The following is an 18823-nucleotide window of genomic DNA, read 5'->3' as shown; positions in this document are numbered from 1 at the left end:
AGAGGCTCGGTCACGGCAGCCGACGGGCTACGACCATCCGGACCCGTGGGCTGCCGTCCCGCCGCCGCCCGAACTCGGGCAGGGCGTGCAACTCCACCTCGAATCCGGCCCGTTCCAGCTCCCGCCGTACGTCCGGGAGCCGGAAGGCCCGGTAATACATGACGAACGGCGGACGCCACACGGCGTTGCGCACCCGCATCACCGCGTCGAAGCCCAGCAGCATCCAGTAAGCGCGGGATGCGGGGGGCGGCGGGGCGACGATGGGGAAGGCGAAGCGTCCGCCCGGCCGCAGCACGGAGTGGACCTGCGTGAACAGGCCCGGCAGCTCGCGCGGCAGGAAGTGACCGAACGCCCCGAAACTCGCGACGAGGTCGAAGGCGGGGGCGAAGGGGAGCGCGCGTGCGTCCGCGCGCACCCAGAAGACGGGCGGCCCGGCGGACCGCACACGCCCTCGCGCCACCGCGAGCATGCCGGCGCTGAAATCGACCCCGGTGACGCTGCGCCGACACACCCGGGTCAGTACGGCAGCCCCGGCACCGGTGCCGCAGCACAGGTCGAGCCCGTCGTCGAAGGACCCGAGCCGGCCCAGCGCCACGCCGACGGCGTCGAGCACCGAGTCGGGTGTACGGAAGGGAGTGTGGTCGAACTTCGGGGCGAGCAGGTCGTAGCCGCGTTCGACGGACGACAGCGCCTGGACGGCGAGTTCGCGGAGACTGGGACCCTCGGGGCTGAACATCGGGGTCAGCCTAGAGGAGCGCGCTGTTCGAGGACCGTGAGAACGCGCTCGCACCAGCGCAGGTTCTCCGACTCGAAGGCGATTCCGCCCGTGAGCGTGAGGTACGGGCCGATGCGGTCGGCGTCCCGCAGGTACTCCTCCTCGGTCCGTCCGTCGAGGAGCCGTTCGCGCACGCGTTCGTAGCGTGCGAGCTTCCCGCGCGCCCAGGCCATGCGTTCCTCCACCAGCGCGCGGGTCGCCTCCGGGTCGGTTCCGTCCATGGCCTGGATCTTGATCAGGAGCTCGTCGCGGAGGGCGGTGGGCCGCCGGGTCGGTGCGACGGCGAAGGCACTCAGCTCCCGGTGGCCGGCCTCGGTGAGCGTGAACATCCGTTTGTTGGGGCGGCGCTCCTGATGTACCACCCGGGCCTGGACCAGCCCGTCCTGGGCGAGCCGCTCCAGCTCCCGGTAGAGCTGCTGCGGCGTGGCCGGCCAGAAGTTCGCGAGCGACACGTCGAAGACCTTGGACAGCTCATAGCCCGAGGCCTCGCCCTCCAGCAGGGCGGCCAGAACGGCGTACTTCAGGGACATGTGGACACGCTAGCAGAAGGTGATTAATCTACTCCGCACCTACTCAACTAATTGACTATGGAGGTTTCGATGCGCGCATTCCGCGAGGCGGTCGAGGCGCACGACCTCGACGCGGCCGAGGCGTTGCTGGCCGAGGACGTGGTCTTCACGAGTCCGGTCGTGTACAAGCCGTACGCCGGAAAGGCCATCACCGCCGCGATCCTGCGCGGTGCGGCACGGGTCTTCGAGGACCTCCGTTACGTGCGCGAGCTGAGCGGCCCGGACGGCCGTGACCACGCGTTGGTGTTCACCGCCCGCGTGGGCGACTGCGAGGTCGACGGCTGCGACTTCCTCCACCTCGACGAGGACGGCATGATCGACCGTTTCATGGTCATGGTCCGCCCGCTGTCGGGGGCGCAGGCTCTGGCGGCGGCGATGGGCGCGCAGTTCGAGCGGATCACCAAGGAGGCGGAGGCGCGGCTCGCCTAAGGGGGCGTTGACCGTTGCGTTTGCCGCTCCCCACGTCATACGGGCTGTCGGGGCAGGGGCTGCTCGGTCCAGATGATCTTTCCGTCCGGGGTGTAGCGGGTCCCCCAGCGGTCGGTGAGCTGGGCGACCAGGAAGAGTCCGCGTCCGCCCTCGTCCTCGGTGCGGGCGCGGCGCAGCCGAGGCGAGGTGCTGCTGCCGTCGGAGACCTCGCAGATCAGCGCGCGGTCGCGGAGGAGGCGCAGCTGGAGCGGGCCGGCGGCGTGGCGGATGGCGTTGGTGACCAGTTCGCTGGCGATCAGTTCGGTGGTGAAGGCCAGCTCGTCCAGGCCCCAGGCGGCCAGCTGATCGGTGACCGCCGCGCGGGAGCGGGAGACCACCGCCGGGTCGCTGGGCAGCTCCCACTGGGCGACCCGTTCGGGCCCCAGGGCGTGGGTGCGGGCGACCAGCAGGGCCACGTCGTCGCTCGGCCGGGTCGGCAGCAACTCGTCCAGGACGGCCTCGCAGGTGTCCTCCGGTGCCCGGTCGGGGTGGGCCAGCACGGTGCGCAGTTGGTCGAGGCCGCAGTCGAGGTCGCGGTGCCGGTCCTCGATCAGGCCGTCGGTGTAGAGCACAATCTGGCTGCCCTCCGCCAGCTCCAGCTCGACGGTCTCGAAAGGCATCCCGCCGAGACCGAGCGGCAGTGCGGAGGGCAGGTCGACGAACTCCACGGTTCCGTCGGGGCAGACGATCGCGGGGAGGGGGTGCCCGGCGCGGGTGAGGGTGCAGCGCCGGGACACCGGATCGTAGACGGCGTACAGGCAGGTGGCTCCGACGATGCCGGAGTCCGCCTGGGTGTTCTCCACCGCCCAGCCCTCGCCCCGGTCGAGCCGTCCGACCAGGTCGTCGAGGTGGGTGAGCAGGTCGTCGGGTGGCAGATCCAGGGAGCAGAAGTTGTGCACGGCGGTGCGCAGCCGGCCCATGGTCGCCGCGGCGTGCAGCCCGTGGCCGACGACGTCACCGACGACCAGCGCGACCCGGGCTCCGGACAGCGGGATGACGTCGAACCAGTCGCCGCCCACGCCTGCCTGTGCGGGCAGGTAGCGGTAGGCGACGTCGACGGCGTTCTGTTCGGGCCGGCCCCGGGGCAGCAGGCTGCGCTGGAGGGCGAGGGCGGTGTTGTGCTCACGGGTCCAGCGGCGGGCATTGTCGATGCAGATGGCGGCGCGGCCGGCCAGTTCCTGGGCCAGGGAGAGGTCGTCGTCCTCGAAGGGGGCGGGCTTCTCGGAGCGGTAGAAGCTGACCACGCCGAGGGTCGCGCCGCGCGCCCGCAGCGGAATCGTGATCAGGGAGTGGATGCCGGCCGCGAGTACCCGTTCCAGCCGCGGCGGATCCTGGGCGAGCCAGCCACCTGCCTCGACCAGTACGGGTTCGAGGACGGACTGCCTGCTCTCCAGACTGCGGGCCTGCGGGGTGGACGGGACGTAATCGACGGCGTCGCCGACGCCGTACAGATGGGACTCCACGTGCACGGTGCCCAGCGCGACCCGGCGCAGCACGGTGTCGGCTCCGAGCGGTCCGGGCTCCTCTCCGTGCAGCACCGCGTCAGGGAGATCCACCGCGGTGAAGTCGGCGAACCAGGGGACGCTCACCTCCGCCAGTTCCTCGGCCGTGCGGGTGACGTCCAGGGTGGTGCCGATGCGGACGCTAGCGTCGTGCAGCAGCTCCAGCCGCCTGCGGGCCAGTACGGCGAGCCGGCCGACCCCCGGCTCACCGACGAGGAGCAGTCGGCCGTCGTCGCCGTTGACGTCCCCGTCGGCCTCCGCGTCGGTGGACGAGGGCGCGTGCGGGAGGGTCACGGGCGGCACGGTCACCGATGTCGGCAGGGCCGACTGGACCGCCGCGGCCGACGAGGCTGCCGGAGACGGTGGATGCGGCGTGGGCGCGGGGGCTGCCGCCGGCTCGGTCGGCGCACTCACCGGCGCGCGACCCGGCACGGTCGGGACGTCCACCGCCGTCGACGCGGCCACCGCCCCCGGCACGGTCAGCCCGCCCACGGTGCTCGAGCCGGCCTGGCGCAGCCGTGGGCCGCCGAGGATCCGGGCCTCGACGACCACACCCGTCTCGCCCGCCGCGCCCATGACCGGGCGGCGCAGCAGGGTGGCGATCCGGCCGCCGGACAGGACGACCTCGTCGAGGGTGCGCTGCGGTGAGGCGAGGAGTTCCTCGGCCTTCTCGCGCAGCACGGCCAGGTCGATCCGGCCGAGCTCAGAGCCATCGTGCCCGTCCCCGTGGCCCGCGGCCGTCAGCCGCGGCTGTTTGGGCCATCCGCCGGCGGTGCGGCCGGCCCGTCGGTACGCGGCGAGCAGGGCCTTCTCCCGCTGCGTGGCCTGTTCCAGCAACCGCGCCTCGATACCGCGGGCGGCCTCGCGGACCAGCCGCACCATGGCGGGGTCGCCGTTGTCGCGGAGACACGTGAGGTCGAGGATGGCCTCGATACGGCCGCTGAGGGGATCGCGGACGGGTGCGCCGGCGCAGGCGAACGGCTGGAGGCAGTCGGCGAAGTGCTCGCGGCCGACGACGTAGACGGGATTGCGCTCGGCCAGCGCGGTGCCGACCCCGTTGGTGCCGACGACCCGTTCGGAGGCGTCGAAGCCGGGGGCGAAGTTCACCTCGTCGAGACGGTCGCGCAGTTGCCGGTCACCGCCGAGCCGCTGGACCATACGGCCTCGCGCGTCGCACAGCGCGATGGTCATGCCGACCTGGGTGAGCGACGCGGTCAGGTCCTTCAGGACGGGGTCGGCGGCGCGCAGGAACCGGTCCTCCAGCGTCAGGTCCGAGGCGTAGGGAACCAACAGCTGGTGCGGCTCAAGCCCCGCGGACCTGCATCGCTTCCATGAGTCGAGCACCGAGTCGCGGACCGCGGAGTCGACGAGCGCACCCGCCAGAAACCGTTCGTGGGCATCGACGAGACCGCCGATGTCGTCCCAGGCGACGGACAAAGGGACCACTTCCCTCACCCGGAGACGGCCGGGTCACGCACCGCTGTTCGACGCGCCGCCCGGGGGCATACTCCAAGCGACTCAACCCTAGACCTTTTGTGACTCACATCACAATATCGGTCTTCGGTGCAGCCGCTGTCCCGGCGGTGCGACGCATGCGTACGGGTGTGGTCATCGGAGCCTTCAGTGGCGTGGGTGCTGTCACCCCACCGACGGACGTGGCGGGGCTGGCATTGCCCGCCCCGTTCCCGGTTGGATGACGGCATGACCACCGACGAGCACGCACGGCTCATGCAGGCCAACCGGGCGAACTGGGACGCCCGCACCCCCGTCCACCTCGCCAGCCGGTTCTACGGTCTCGACCAGGACCTCGACCCGGAGCGCTGGTTCGCCGCGTTCGAGTGGGACGACCTCGGCGAGCTCACCGGCCGCGACGTGCTCCACCTGCAGTGTCACCTGGGCACCGAGACGATCGCCTTCGCGCGGCGCGGCGCCCGGGCCGTCGGCCTGGACTTCTCCGAGGCGTCCGTGGTGGCGGCGACCGGCATCGCCGCGAAGGCCGGCGTCGACGTCGACTACGTACGGGCGAACGTGTACGACGCCGTGGAGGCCCTGGAGGGGCGGCGGTTCGACGTCGTCTACACCGGCAAGGGCGCCCTGTGCTACCTGCCCGACCTGACACGCTGGGCGGATGTGGTGGCCCAACTCCTGCGTCCGGGCGGCCGGTTGTACCTCGTCGAGTTCCATCCGCTGCTCAACTCCCTGGGCCCGAAGCCCGGTCCGGGCGAAGGGCCCGAACTCCTGCTGCGCCACGACTATCTGGGCGGCGACGGTCCCGTGCACCGGGACGCGACCCGCACTTACACCGACGGCCCGGCGGTCGAGGGCGCCACCGACAGCTACGAGTGGATGCACGGAATAGGAGAGGTCATCGACGCGTTGACGGAAGCGGGACTGACCGTCCGACGACTGCGCGAGAGCGACGAACTGCCCTGGCAGCGCTGGCCGCGGATGGTCCGCACTCCGTCCGGCTGGTGGCGGCTGCCCGAGCCGCGCATCCCCCTCCTGTACGGCCTGCTGGCCGAACGCTGAGTCGCATCACACAGACGTGACCGCCCACCGCGTGGTACATTACGGCTAGCACTTGTGTACGCCCCTGTTTCGGGCGCCGGTGCAAGTTCCCCTTCAGTCAGCCGAAACGCCCGCCGTTTCCCGGCCGGCACATCGGCTTTCCCGCACCACCTCGCAAAAGGCCCTTTCTCTGCCGTACCCGAGGTGTTGTTTCCCGCCGTCGCGAGGCGCACTGTCCGCCTCCCCTCACGGCCAACCCCCTTCTCTTCGCATGTTCCATGCCTTCCGTCCGTGAAAGGACCGACCACCATGACCACCACACTCGAACACCCTTCTACCCAGCAGCAGGTCCCGGCCCGGGTCGCCACCGGCGTCCTCGACATCGACACGAACGGGAAGGGACACCTGCGGCCCCTGGACCTCCTGCCCTCGCCCGCCGACCTCCAGGTCCCGCCCGCGCTGATCCGCCGTTACGGCCTGCGCAAGGGAGACCTCGTCGACGGAGTGCGCGGCACCCAGCGCGCCCTGACCGAAGTCGCCCGGATCAACGGACACACGCCCCACGACGTCCGCAGCCGTCGTCACTTCCACGACCTGACACCGCTGCACCCGCGCGAGCGGCTCCGTCTCGAACACCCGGCGGCCGGGTTGGCCGGGCGTGCGATCGACCTGATCGCGCCCGTCGGCAAGGGCCAGCGCGGGCTGATCGTGGCCCCGCCCAAGACCGGCAAGACCGTCCTCCTCCAGCAGATCGCCGCCGCCGTCGCCGGCAACCACCCCGAGGCCCGGCTGATGGTGGTCCTGCTCGACGAGCGCCCCGAGGAGGTCACCGACATGCGGCGTTCCGTGCGCGGCGAGGTGTACGCCTCGACCTTCGACCAGAGCCCCAAGCGGCACATCGCGCTCGCCGAACTCGTCATCGAGCGGGCCAAGCGGTTCGTCGAGGAGGGCGAGGACGTCGTCATCCTCCTCGACTCCCTCACCCGCCTGTGCCGGGCCCACAACAACGCGGCCGCCGCCGGTGGCCGCACCCTCAGCGGCGGTGTCGACGCGACCGCGCTGATCGGCCCCAAGCGGTTCTTCGGCGCCGCCCGGCTGGCCGAGGAGGGCGGCTCGCTCACGATCCTCGCCACCGCCCTGGTGGAGACCGGCTCCCGCGCCGACGACTTCTTCTTCGAGGAGCTGAAGAGCACCGGCAACATGGAGCTGCGTCTGAGCCGCGAGCTCGCCTCCCGCCGCGTCTTCCCGGCCGTCGACATCACCCCGTCCGGCACCCGCCGCGAGGAACTCCTGCTTCCCGAAGCCGAGTTGACCGCGGCACGCGGCCTGCGCCGCGCCCTGCAGACCCGGGACGGCCAGACCAACCTGGAAACGCTGCTGGAGCGCATGCGCGAGACCCCGGACAACGCGACCTTCCTGCGCCGCATCCGGCCGACGCTGCCCACCGGCTGACGCGCCCGAATCGCACGTCCGACATGTGGCATCCGGGTGCTCGCGCGTAGCGCTCGGCCCGGGCAGCGGGGTGTACGGCCGGTCCATTCCTAGGTTTGCGGTATGACGATCGGATTTGCTTTCCGGGCTGCCATGCCGGCCTGCGCGATCTGTGTGGCGGGCCTGCTGGCGCTCGCCCCCGCCGGCGCGGTGGCCCGTACCGGGCCGGACCCCGGCAAGCCCGATGGGCCACGGGTGGCCGCGCCGCAGCCCTCCCTGCTGTTCCGTCCCGGCACGCGGGTCCGGCCGCGGCCCGGGGCGCCCAAGGTGCCGGAGGTCTCGGCACTGTCGTGGCTGGTGGCCGACGCCCGAACCGGCGAGGTGCTCGCCGCGCACGACGCGCACCGCAGGCTGCCGCCCGCCAGCACCCTGAAGACTCTGTTCGCCCTCGCCGTGCTGCCGGATCTCCCGGGCGGCGTCCGGCACACCGTCCGCGGGCCCGAGCTGAGAGGCATCGGGCCCGGGAGCAGTGTGGTCGGAGTCGCCGAGGGACGCACCTACCGGGTGGCCGACCTGTGGCGCGGGGTCTTCCTCAGCTCCGGCAACGACGCCGTGCACGTCCTGGCCGAGCTGAACGGGGGCCGGCGTGCCACGGTCGCCCGGATGCAGGCCAAGGCCCGGTCGCTGGGCGCCCTCGACACGCGCGCGCTGTCACCGGACGGGTACGACACGCCGGGCCAGGTGTCCTCGGCGTACGATCTCGCCGTCTTCGGCCGGGCAGGGCTGCGCGATCCGGACTTCGCGCGGTACTGCGGCATGCTCCGGGCCCGGTTCCCGGGCGGAGGCGGATGGTCGTACGTCATCCACAACACCAACCGGCTGCTGACCGGTGCCGGCGGCGTGGAGCCGTATCCGGGGCTGATCGGCATCAAGAACGGCTACACCAGCAAGGCGGGCCACACCCTCGTCGCCGCCGCCCGCCGGGGCGGGCGCACGCTCGTCGTGACCGTGCTGAACCCTCAGGCGGGCGGTGGCTTCGCCGTGTACGAGGAGGCGCGCGCGCTGCTCGACTGGGGGTTCGACGCGGGGGGCCGGGTCGGGCCGGTCGGGTCGCTCGACGCGTTGCGGGCCAGGCCGAAGGCGCGGCCGGCCGCGGTGCCCAAGACCGCGACCGTGGCCCGTACGCCGGACGAAGGCTCCGGCTGGTCGGGGACGGGGGCGATCGCGGGCGCCGCCGGGCTGGGCGTGGGCGCTGTGGTGCTGGCGCTGCGGGCCAGGGTCGGCCGGGCGGGCCGGCGTTGACCGATCGGCAGCCACAGCAGCAGGCCGAGCGTGATCCAGGTGTAGGTGTTGCTGCCGAGGAATCCGTCGACGCCGGACGCGTCGTCGAACCACAGCCACACCACGCTGGTGCACAGCACCGCGTACAGGGCGGCGGCGATCCGCGGGTGCCCGGTGCGGACCAGCACCGCGAAGGACGGCAGCAGCCAGACCAGATGGTGCACCCAGGTGATCGGACTGACCAGGCAGGCGGTGAGGCCGGTGAGGGCGAACGCCGTCGTCCACTCCCCCGCTGCCACCGCCCGGCGGGCCCGGGTCGCCCACACGCCCAGGACCAGCAGCACCGCGACCGCCCAGACCGCGCGGTCCGGTTCACCCAGCCGGGCCAGGATCCCCTGGAGCGACTGGTTGGAGACATAGTCCAGGCGGCCCACGCGGGTCGTGTCCCACATGGCCTCGGTCCAGTAGAAGCGCGAGGCGTCCGGGGCCACGGCGGCCGCGAGCGCCGTCGCCGCGACGGCGACGGCCGTGGCGACCGCGGCCGCGCGCCATCGCCTGGCGAGCAGCAGCAGTCCGATGAAGAGGGCGGGCGTGAGTTTCACCGCGGCGGCCAGACCGATGCCGATGCCTGCCCAGCGCGCTCGGCCGGTGGCGAGCAGCCAGGCGTCGGCGAGCACCAGGGCCAGCAGCAGCACGTTCACCTGGCCGAAGCTGAAGGTGTCGCGCAGCGGCTCGAACAGGGCGAGCGCGCAGGCGGCCAGGGCGCAGCCGTACCAGCCGTAGCGCCGCCAGGCGGGTCCGGCGAGGATGCGCAGCACCAGGGCCAGGGCCGCCAGGTTGAGCAGCAGAGCGGCGGCGATCGCCGCGTGCAGGCCGAGGAGTGCCATCGGCAGCATGGCGACGGCCGCGAACGGCGGATACGTGAAGCCGTACGCCGTCCCGGGCACCCGGTAGTCGTAGAGCTGTCCGCCGTGGTGGACCCAGCTGTCCACGGCGCCGTAGTAGACGCGCAGGTCGAACCAGCCGCGCAGCAGGGGCACGGTCGCGGTGAACACGGTCACGGCCGTGGCGAGGGCGAGCACCAGCAGCAGGCGGCCGCGGTCGGTGCGGGGCGGCCTCATGCCGTACGCCCCGACGCCGGGGCCAGTTCCGCCTGGCGGGCCTGCCACAGGACGACCACGGCGAGCACGCCGCCGGAGACGGCCAGGACCAGTTGCCCGGCGTCCGCCGGACCGCCGCTGGGCAGCACGGCCAGCGCGAGGACGCCCGTCACGGCCGCCACCCGGTGCCGTACCGAGGTGCTGGGCGCCGCCGCGGCGATGAGGAACAGCCCCCACAGGGCGTACCAGGGGCGGATGGCCGGGCCGAGGGCGGCCACCGCCGCCAGGCTCAGGCCGAGCGCGTACACCGGCCGCATGCGCAGCCGCAGCCATATGAACAGGACGGCGGCCACGGCGATGGCGGAGCCGAGGACATGCCAGGCCGGGACGGCCAGGGGTGCCAGGTCGCTGCCGAGCCGTTCCAGCAGGGCCCGGGTGGCGCGGCCGAGGAGGCTGCTGAGCGCCCAGTTCTGCGGGGAGACGGGCGTGTTGAGGGCGCCTATCCAGCCGTATCCCGTCCCGGCGAGGGTCGTCGCGGCGACCGTGGTGGCCCCGGCCGCGACACCGGTCGTCAGCACGGCCTTCGCGGGACTTCGGCCCGCGCGGACCTGGAGGACGACGACCGCGGCGAGACCGAGTACGGCGGGCACCTTGACCAGAGCGGCCAGCGTGACGAGTACGGCGCCCAGGGCCGGCCACCGGCCGAGCGCCGCGACCAGGCCGATGCCGAGCAGGCCGAGCATGACGGCGTCGTTGTGGGCGCCCGCGATCAGATGCAGCAGGACCAGTGGGTTGAGGGCGCCGAGCCAGAGCGCGGCGGACGGATCGGCACCGCTGTGCCGGGCGAGGCGGGGCAGCGCGGCCGCCATCAGCCCGACCCCGAGCAGCGCGACGAGCCGCATCCCGAAGACACCGGCGGGGAGTTCGCCGCGGGTCAGCCCGGACAGCACGGAGGCGACGCCGAGGAAGACCGGCCCGTACGGGGCACCGGTGTGCTGCCACAGCGGGGAGACCTCGTCGGCGAGCGGGCCGCCGAGCCGCGCCGGGCCGTGGGCGTAGACGTCCATGTGCGCGTCCACCATGGCGCCCTGCGCGAGGTAGCTGTAGACGTCCCGGCTGAACAGCGGGGGCGCGAGCAGCAGCGGGGCGGCCCAGATCACGAGGACCACCATCAGGGCACGCGGACTGGGCGGTTCGGCACCGCGGACCAGCCGTCCCAGGAGCAGCCAGGCCGCGATCAGCAGAACGAGCCCGAAGTACACACCGACCAGGCCGAGGGCGACGTGGACGGAGGACGGGGCGAGGAGCTCCCGGACGGGCAGGGCTCCGGCGCTCTCACCTCCTGCCGCGAGAAAGGCGGTCCCGGCCAGGCCGAGCACCTGGCAGCGGCGGAGATCGACGGGAAAAGCCATGGCCAACACTCGGGAAGCGTGTCAACGCCGGGTGGCCGGAAAGCGACGAGGGCCCTGCCGGGCGGGGGCCGCGATGTGACCGGCGTGTGGTTCAGGGGTGGTTCGTCGGCTGCGGGCCGTGGGGGCTGATCGCGCCCACGCGGCGGAGCCGCACATTGTCACAGCCCTGCGCCCCTGAGGGGCGTGTCCGCGTCCAGCGTCGACAAGTGGCCCTCAGAACACTGACAGGCCCGTCAGCGTCGTAAATCTGTCGAGGGCCGCTACACCTGCCACCGAATTGCCGCGCTCGTCCAGCCCCGGACTCCACACGCACAGCGTGCAGCGCCCCGGTACCACCGCGATGATGCCGCCGCCGACACCGCTCTTGCCGGGCAGGCCCACGCGGTACGCGAAGTCGCCTGCCGCGTCGTAGGTTCCGCAGGTCAGCATGACCGCGTTGACCTGCTTGGCCTGGCTGCGGGTGAGCAGGCGGGTGCCGTCGGCGCGGACGCCGTGCCGGGCCAGGAAGGTGGTGGCGAGGGCCAGGTCGGCGCACGAGGCCCTGACGGAGCACTGGCGGAAGTACTGGTCGAGCAGGACCGGGATCGGGTTGTCGATGTTGCCGTAGGAGGCCATGAAGTGGGCCAGCGCGGCGTTTCTGTCGCCGTGCGCGGCCTCCGAGGCGGCGACCTCCTTGTCGAAGCCCAGGGTCGGGTTGCCGCTCTCCGAGCGGAGGAAGGTCAGCAGTTCGCCGGCCGCGTCCGAGGTACGGGTCTGGAGGCGGTCCGTGACGACGAGCGCGCCCGCGTTGATGAACGGGTTGCGGGGGATGCCGTTCTCGTACTCCAGCTGCACCAGGGAGTTGAAGGGATTGCCGGAGGGCTCGCGGCCCACGTACTCCCAGAGTTCGTCTCCCTCGCGGGCCAGGTCGAGCGCGAGGGTGAAGACCTTGGTGAGCGACTGCGTGGAGAACGGCTCCCGCCAGTCCCCCACGCCGTACACCGTGCCGTCCAACTCCGCGACGGCCATGCCGAAGCGGCGCGGGTCGCAGGCCGCGAGTGCGGGGATGTAGTCGGCGGGGCGGCCCCGGCCCGGCGTCCGCTCGATCTCTTCGGCGATGCGTTCCAGGACCGGCTGGAAAGGCATGGACGACATCATGATCACCATTGTCCCTCCGGTCGGTCCGGGTGCGCGTGAGCAAGTCAGACGAGAGCGGGTCCGCTGCCGGCCACGACCTCGGGCCGTAGCAGGTCGGCGAGTGTCTCGGCGGGCAACAGGCCCTTCTCCAGGACGAGTTCGGCCACCCCCCGGCCGGTGGCAAGGGCTTCCTTGGCGATGTCGGTGGCGGCCGTGTACCCGATGTGCGGGTTGAGGGCGGTCACCAGGCCGATGGAGTTCTCGACCGTCGCGCGCAGCGCCTCGGTGTTGGCCGTGATGCCGGACACGCAGCGCTCGGCGAGGGTGAGGCAGGCCGCGCGCAGGTGTGTGATGGACTCCGACAGCGAGTGCAGGATGACCGGCTCGAAGGCGTTGAGCTGGAGCTGTCCGGCCTCGGCGGCCATGGTGATGGTGACGTCGTTGCCGATCACCTCGAAGGCGACCTGGTTGACGACCTCGGGGATCACCGGGTTGACCTTGCCGGGCATGATCGACGAACCGGCCTGCACCGGCGGCAGGTTGATCTCGCCGAGACCCGCGCGCGGCCCGCTGGACAGCAGGCGCAGGTCGTTGCAGCTCTTGGACAGCTTCACGGCGATCCGCTTGAGCACGCCGGACATCTGGACGAACGCACCGCAGTCCTGGGTGGCTTCGACCAGGTTGGCGGCGGTGACCAGCTGGAGGCCGGTGATCTCGGAGAGGTGCCGGCGGGCCGACTCGGCGTATCCGGCGGGAGCGTTGAGGCCGGTGCCGATCGCCGTGGCACCCAGGTTGATCTCATGGATCAGCTGGACGGCCTCGGCCAGACGGCTGCGGTCCTCGTCCATCATGACTGCGTACGCGGAGAACTCCTGACCGAGCGTCATCGGCACCGCGTCCTGCAACTGTGTACGGCCCATCTTCAGAACGTCACGGAACTCGACGGCCTTGGCCGCGAAGGCGTCCTGCAGTACGGACATCGCCTTGAGCAGTCCACGCACCGCGAACACCGTCGCGATCTTGACGGCGGTCGGGTAGACGTCATTGGTCGACTGGCCGAGGTTGACGTCCTCGTTGGGGTGCAGGTGGGCGTACTGGCCCTTGGCGTGTCCGAGCAGCTCCAACGCCCGGTTGGCGACGACCTCGTTGGCGTTCATGTTGGTCGAGGTGCCGGCCCCGCCCTGGATGACGTCGACGACGAACTGGTCGTGCAGCTTGCCGTCGCGGATCTCACGGCAGGCCGCGACGATGGCGGCGGCCTTCTTCGGCTCCAGCAGACCGAGTTCCTCGTTGGCGAGAGCGGCCGCCTCCTTGACGGCGGCGAGGGCGTCGATGAGGTGCGGGTAGGCGGAGATCGGGGTGCCGGTGATGGGGAAGTTCTCCGTGGCGCGCAGGGTGTGCACGCCCCAGTACGCGTCGGCGGGGACGTCCCGGTCTCCGAGCAGGTCGTGTTCGCTGCGGGTGACGGCGGCGGTCATGAGGATGCGGCCTCTTTCTGAGGGGCGAGGGTGAGGGAGCGGGCGGAGCGGGAGGGGAGGGACGACCGGCTCGGCGGTGGGGGTGACCGACCGCTGGGCCGGGCGCGCCCGGCGGGTGGCCGGGCCCGCGGGTAACCACGCCGGCCAGTGACCGGGCCGACGGGTGACTGGGCCAGCCAGTGACCGGGCCTGCGCGTGACCGGGCCTGCGGGCGACCGGCCCGGCAGGTAACCGGCCCGGCAGGTAACCGGCCCGGCAGGTAACCGGGCCGGCAGGTAACCGGGCCTGCCAGTGACCGGGCCTGCCAGTGACCGGGCCCGCACGTGACGGGGCCTGCGGGCGACAGGCACGACGCAGACCAGCCCGGCCAGTGACCAGCCCGGCGCGTAACCGGCCCGACGCGTAACCGGCCCGGCGCGTAACCACGCCAGCCAGTGACCGGGCCCGCACGTGACGGGGCCTGCGGGCGACAGGCACGACGCAGACCAGCCCGGCCAGTGACCAGCCCGACGCGTAACCAGCCCGACGCGTAACCGGCCCGGCGCGTAACCACGCCAGCCAGTGACCGGGCCCGCACGTGACGGGGCCTGCGGGCGACAGGCACGACGCAGACCAGCCCGGCCAGTGACCAGCCCGACGCGTAACCAGCCCGACGCGTAACCGGCCCGGCGCGTAACCACGCCAGCCAGTGACCGGGCCCGCACGTGACAAGCCGGCCAGTGACCGGGCCCGCACGTGACCAGCCCCACGCGTAACCGCCCCAGCGCATAACCACGCCAGCCAGTGACCAGCCCAGCCAATGGCCGGCCCGGCGCGTGACCGGGCCCGCGGTACATGGGCAGGCGGAGCGACAAGACGCGGGCGGTGGCCGGCATGCCAGGGGCGCGGGGCTGTGACGCCGTTCGGCTCCGCCGCCGCGTGGGCGCGGCCAGCCACTGCGCCTCCGCAGCCGGTCGAACACCGCACCTCCTACGTCGCTCATCCGGCTTGCCGTCAAGCGCAGGCCGGCACGCTGACCGGGTCCAGCGCCCGCACCGGACGGACGCAGCCCACCGGCGCGCCACCGCCCAGCAGCGGCTCCCCCGCGAACTCGGCGAGCGCCGCCGGGTCGACGCCGGCCCGGGCAAGCGCCGCCGCGGCAACCGGCACACGCGCCCGGTTCGCCCCGTCAGCGATCTTCACGGCAACAGCTCGGCCGTCAGCCAGCGCGGCGACCTGCACCCCCTCGAAGCCGTCCTTGGCGAGCAGCCCCGGCACGGCCCGCATCAGCGCGGCCACGTCCCGGCCGGAGCCGGACGCCATCTCGGCGTGCTCCCGCATCGCGTCGGCCACGCGCGCTTCCGGCGTACCCGGAGCGGCGGTGGTGATCCGGGCGGCCGCGCGCGCGAGACCGTGCAGGGAGACGGAGAACAGGGGCGCGCCGCAGCCGTCGACGGTCACCTGGGCGATGCGCTGCCCGGTGAGGTCCTCGACGATCTCCGCGATGGCCTGCTGGAGGGGGTGCCCGGGGTCGAGGTAGTCGTCCAGGGACCAGCCGTTGAGCTTGCAGGTGTAGAGCATGGCCGCGTGCTTGCCGGAGCAGTTCTGGGCGATTCGGGAGGGCAGGCGGCCCTCCCGGATCCAGTCGTCCCGGACGATTGGGTCGAAGGGCAGGTCGGGCACGTTGCGCAGGTGGTCCTCGGTGAGCCCGGCGAGTTCGAGGATGCGCCGGGCGCCGGCGAGGTGGCGTTCCTCGCCGGAGTGGCTGGCCGCGGTGAGCGAGAGCAGGTCGCCGTCGAGCGGGAAACCGGCCCGGACCATGGCGACGGCCTGCACCGGCTTGAGGGCGGAGCGCGGGTAGAACGCGGCCTCGATGTCGCCGAGTTGGAGCCGGACCTGGCCGTCCGCGTCGAGGACGACGACGGAGCCGTAGTGGAGTCCCTCGATCAGCCCACCGCGGATGAGGTGGGCGACGGGGGCGTGGAAGGGTTCGCGGACAAGGGGTGCGTCCGCTATGGAACTGCTGTACATCACTGCCTGTATTTCCTGGGCCGCCGCGTGCCTCACGCGTCGGCTCCGGTGGTGGACTTGCGCGCCGTACGGCCGCGGATGCCGAACCATCCGACGACCAGCGCCCCGACGATCAGCGGCAGGCACAGCACGGTGGTGCGTCCGGCGCCGCCGTCGGCGTACATGAGGACCAGGACGGAGGCGAGGAACGCCAGCGTCACGAGTTCGGTCCAGGGGGATCCCGGCAGTCGGTAGCCGGGGCGGGACAGTTCGCCCTTCTGGGTCTTCTGCCAGAACATCAGGTGGCAGATCATGATCATGCCCCAGGTGGAGAGGATGCCGATCGCCGCGAAATTCAGCACGATCTCGAACGCTTCGGCGGGGACGACGAAGTTGAGGCCGACGCCGAGGACGCAGAAGCCGCTGGTGAGCAGGATGCCGCCGTACGGGACCTTGCTGCGGCTCATCACGCTCGTGAACTTGGGGGCGGAGCCGGACATCGCCATCGAGCGCAGGATGCGGCCGGTGGAGTACAGGCCCGAGTTGAGCGAGGACATGGCCGCGGTGAGCACGACGAGGTTCATCACGCCGCCGGCCGCCGGGACGCCGATGTTGGACAGCACGGTCACGAAGGGGCTCTCGCCGGAGGTGTACTTGTTCCACGGCAGCAGCATCGACAGCAGGACGACCGAGCCGACGTAGAACAGGCCCACGCGCCACATGATCGAGTTGATCGCCTTCGGCATGATCTTCTCGGGGTTCTCGGTCTCACCGGCCGCGACACCGACCAGCTCGACGGAGGCGTAGGCGAAGACGACGCCCTGGATGATCAGCAGCATCGGCAGCAGGCCGTTGGGGAAGACGCCGCCGTGGTCGGCGATCAGGGACGGGCCGGGGGTGTGACCGTCGACGGGCTGCTGGGTGACCAGCAGGAAGATGCCGATCAGCATGAAGACGACGAGCGCGCTGACCTTGATGATGGCGAACCAGAACTCCAGTTCGCCGAAGATCTTCACTGAGATGAGGTTCACGGTGAGCACGACCGCGAGCGCGATCAGCGCGATCACCCACTGCGGGATGTCGGAGAACATGCCCCAGTAGTGGGTGTAGGTGGCCACGGCGGTGATGTCGGCGATGCCGGTGGTCGCCCAGTTGAGGAAGTACATCCAGCCCGCCGTGTACGCGCCCTTCTCGCCGAGGAATTCGCGGGCGTACGACACGAAGGCGCCGGAGGAGGGCCGGTACAGGACGAGTTCGCCGAGGGCGCGCACGACGAGGAAGGCGAAGAGGCCGCAGACCGCGTAGGCGATGAACAGGGAGGGCCCGGCGTCGGCGAGGCGGCCGCCGGCGCCGAGGAACAGGCCGGTGCCGATGGCGCCGCCGATGGCGATCATGTTGACGTGCCGGGACTTCAGGGACTTGCTGTAGCCCGCGTCTCCCGCGTCGACGTGCGCGGCCGGTTCGCGTGTCTCCTGTTGGAGGTGCTGCTCGCTCACGCCTCGGGTCCGCCTTCCGTGGGGGTGTCCGTGCGCGTGGGGCGCACGATGTCGGTGAGGGTCGTGGAGACGCGGTCGAGGTGGTGGGTCATGGCCTCCACCGCGTCGTGTTCGGAACCGTCGATCAGCGCTTCGACGATCGCGCGGTGTTCGCGGTTGGACTGCTCGCGCCGGCCGCCCAGTTCGTTGAGGAACGCCGACTGACGGGCCAGGGCGTCCCGGATCTCCTCGATGACCCGGCGGAAGACCGGGTTCTGCGCGGCCTCGGCCACGCCGAGGTGGAAGAGCGAGTCCATCGCGACCCATGCGGTGGTGTCGGTCTCCCGCTCCATCCGGTCCAGGAGGTGGGCCAGATGGTCCAGGTTCTCCGGGGTGCGGCGCCGGGCCGCGTATCCGGCGACCGGGATCTCGACGTGGCGGCGCACCTCCAGCAGGTCGCTGGCCGCGTAGTCGCCGAAGGTGGGGTCCTCGACGGCGCTGGCGACGACGAAGGTGCCCTTGCCGGTCTTGGAGACGGTGAGCCCCATGGCCTGCAGGGCCCGCAGCGCCTCCCGGAGCACGGGCCGGGAGACCTCGAGGGTCCGGCACAGCTCCGCCTCGGAGGGGAGCTTGTCGCCGATCGCGTAGTCGCCGCGCTCGATGGCGCCGCGAAGGTGGGAGAGCACCGCTTCCATGGCGCTGACGCGTCGCGGCCGCCCACCTGTCTGGCTGTCTGACAGGTTCACGGGAGTGATACTCCGGGTGGTGTAGGGGCCCTGTCAAGGTGACTGAAAAAGGAATTTCAGGGGGCGGGAAGCCTGAAAGCGGCCTCACACCCCGTGCGGTCAGCCGCTGAGGGCGCCCGTGGCCAGCAGCCCGAACAGCAGCACGCCGACGACGATCCGGTAGACCACGAAGGCGTTGAAGGAGTGCTTGGCGACGAACTTCAGCAGCCAGGCGATGGAGGCGTAGGCGACGACGAAGGAGACGACGGTCCCGACGGCGAGCGGGGCCGCGCCCACGCCCGCCCCCAGGGCGTCCTTGAGTTCGTACAGTCCGGCGCCGGTCAGGGCGGGAATGCCGAGGAAGAACGACAGCCGGGTCGCGGCCACGCGGTCCAGGTCCAGGATCAGCGCCGTGGACATGGTGGCGCCGGAGCGGGAGAAGCCCGGGAAGAGCAGGGCGAGGATCTGCGAGCCGCCGACCAGCATCGCGTCCTTGAACGAGGTGTCGTCCTCCCCGCGCTTGTGCCGGCCGATCTGGTCGGCCGCCCACATCACCCCGCTGCCGACGATCAGCGAGCCCGCCACCACCCACAGCGAGGCCAGCGGCCCCTCGATGAGCGGCTTGGCGGCCAGGCCCACGGCAACGATCGGGATGGTCGCGAAGATCACCCACCAGGCGAACTTGTAGTCGTGGTGGTACCGCTCCTCGCGATGGGCGAGCCCTCGGCCCCAGGCGGAGACGATCCGCACGATGTCCTTGAAGAAGTACACGAGCACGGCGGCGATCGCGCCGACCTGGATCACGGCCGAGAACCCGACGACGGCGTCGTCGTCGACGGGGATGCCCATGAGCCCCTCGACGATCTTCAGATGGCCGGTGGAGGAGACGGGCAGGAACTCGGTCACCCCCTCGACGGCTCCGAGGAGGACGGCCTGACCGACGCTGATGACGCTCATGGGATCCAGTTCTTCTCAGGGCGGGGGGTGCGGCGGG

14 protein-coding genes and 1 pseudogene are annotated in these 18823 nt (G+C 71.8%); 4 read left to right on the top strand and 11 right to left on the bottom strand.

The features are described from left to right. Window positions 1-10: 10 nt before the first annotated feature. Window positions 11-736 carry a class I SAM-dependent methyltransferase gene (locus Q4V64_RS50260; protein ID WP_124444912.1) on the bottom strand — a complete coding sequence of 242 codons (726 nt, stop codon included), beginning with the start codon at window positions 734-736 and terminating at the stop codon, window positions 11-13. Window positions 737-741: 5 nt separating this feature from the next. Then, window positions 742-1305: a PadR family transcriptional regulator gene (locus Q4V64_RS50255; protein ID WP_124444911.1), complete on the bottom strand. Its 564-nt coding sequence runs from the start codon at window positions 1303-1305 to the stop codon at window positions 742-744. 69 nt (window positions 1306-1374) lie between these two features. On the opposite strand from Q4V64_RS50255, the gene Q4V64_RS50250 reads away from it, so the two are divergent. After that, window positions 1375-1773, top strand: a complete 399-nt coding sequence (locus Q4V64_RS50250; protein ID WP_124444910.1) for a nuclear transport factor 2 family protein — start codon at window positions 1375-1377, stop codon at window positions 1771-1773. A 35-nt stretch (window positions 1774-1808) separates the two neighbouring features. On the opposite strand, the gene Q4V64_RS50245 is transcribed toward Q4V64_RS50250, so the two are convergent. Next, the gene (locus Q4V64_RS50245; RefSeq protein WP_172629556.1) at window positions 1809-4760 is read right to left on the bottom strand and encodes a SpoIIE family protein phosphatase; all 2952 of its coding nucleotides are present in this window, start codon (window positions 4758-4760) and stop codon (window positions 1809-1811) included. Between the two features lie 255 nt (window positions 4761-5015). Between Q4V64_RS50245 and Q4V64_RS50240 the strand changes: the two genes are divergently transcribed. The 3 genes and pseudogenes from Q4V64_RS50240 to Q4V64_RS50230 all read left to right on the top strand — a co-directional run. Continuing rightward, window positions 5016-5843, top strand: coding sequence for a class I SAM-dependent methyltransferase (locus Q4V64_RS50240; RefSeq protein WP_124444909.1), 828 nt, complete (start codon window positions 5016-5018; stop codon window positions 5841-5843). Between the two features lie 288 nt (window positions 5844-6131). Continuing rightward, window positions 6132-7274 (top strand): transcription termination factor Rho, encoded by a 1143-nt coding sequence (gene rho, locus Q4V64_RS50235; protein WP_253267436.1) that lies wholly within the window; start codon window positions 6132-6134, stop codon window positions 7272-7274. Window positions 7275-7376: 102 nt separating this feature from the next. Then, a pseudogene (locus Q4V64_RS50230) lies at window positions 7377-8261 on the top strand (serine hydrolase); the annotation flags it as partial. 11 nt (window positions 8262-8272) lie between these two features. Here the strand turns inward: Q4V64_RS50230 and Q4V64_RS55840 are convergent. From Q4V64_RS55840 to Q4V64_RS50190, 8 genes are all read right to left on the bottom strand, one after another. Next, the gene (locus Q4V64_RS55840) at window positions 8273-9655 is read right to left on the bottom strand and encodes a glycosyltransferase 87 family protein (protein ID WP_124444907.1); all 1383 of its coding nucleotides are present in this window, start codon (window positions 9653-9655) and stop codon (window positions 8273-8275) included. After that, a complete protein-coding gene (gene mptB / locus Q4V64_RS50220) occupies window positions 9652-11046 on the bottom strand; it encodes a polyprenol phosphomannose-dependent alpha 1,6 mannosyltransferase MptB (protein WP_124444906.1) in 1395 nt (464 codons plus the stop codon). Before mptB ends, Q4V64_RS55840 begins: the two co-directional genes overlap by 4 nt. 213 nt (window positions 11047-11259) lie before the next feature. Beyond that, window positions 11260-12192, bottom strand: coding sequence for a glutaminase (locus Q4V64_RS50215; RefSeq protein WP_124444905.1), 933 nt, complete (start codon window positions 12190-12192; stop codon window positions 11260-11262). 35 nt (window positions 12193-12227) lie between these two features. Then, window positions 12228-13640, bottom strand: coding sequence for an aspartate ammonia-lyase (gene aspA, locus Q4V64_RS50210; RefSeq protein WP_124444904.1), 1413 nt, complete (start codon window positions 13638-13640; stop codon window positions 12228-12230). A gap of 993 nt (window positions 13641-14633) precedes the next feature. After that, complete coding sequence (locus Q4V64_RS50205; RefSeq protein WP_124444903.1) at window positions 14634-15650, bottom strand: asparaginase; 1017 nt, start codon at window positions 15648-15650, stop codon at window positions 14634-14636. Between the two features lie 32 nt (window positions 15651-15682). After that, window positions 15683-17125 carry an amino acid permease gene (locus tag Q4V64_RS50200; RefSeq protein ID WP_124444902.1) on the bottom strand — a complete coding sequence of 481 codons (1443 nt, stop codon included), beginning with the start codon at window positions 17123-17125 and terminating at the stop codon, window positions 15683-15685. Then, window positions 17122-17799 carry a FadR/GntR family transcriptional regulator gene (locus tag Q4V64_RS50195; RefSeq protein ID WP_124444979.1) on the bottom strand — a complete coding sequence of 226 codons (678 nt, stop codon included), beginning with the start codon at window positions 17797-17799 and terminating at the stop codon, window positions 17122-17124. Before Q4V64_RS50195 ends, Q4V64_RS50200 begins: the two co-directional genes overlap by 4 nt. A 150-nt stretch (window positions 17800-17949) precedes the next feature. Then, on the bottom strand, window positions 17950-18786 hold the full coding sequence (locus tag Q4V64_RS50190) for an undecaprenyl-diphosphate phosphatase (protein ID WP_124444901.1): 837 nt from the start codon (window positions 18784-18786) through the stop codon (window positions 17950-17952). Window positions 18787-18823 lie beyond the last annotated feature (37 nt).

This window comes from Streptomyces sp. NL15-2K (genome assembly GCF_030551255.1).
GTDB lineage: Bacteria > Actinomycetota > Actinomycetes > Streptomycetales > Streptomycetaceae > Streptomyces.
Note: the sequence above shows the minus strand (reverse complement) of the source record. Positions and strands in the feature narration are given on the sequence as shown.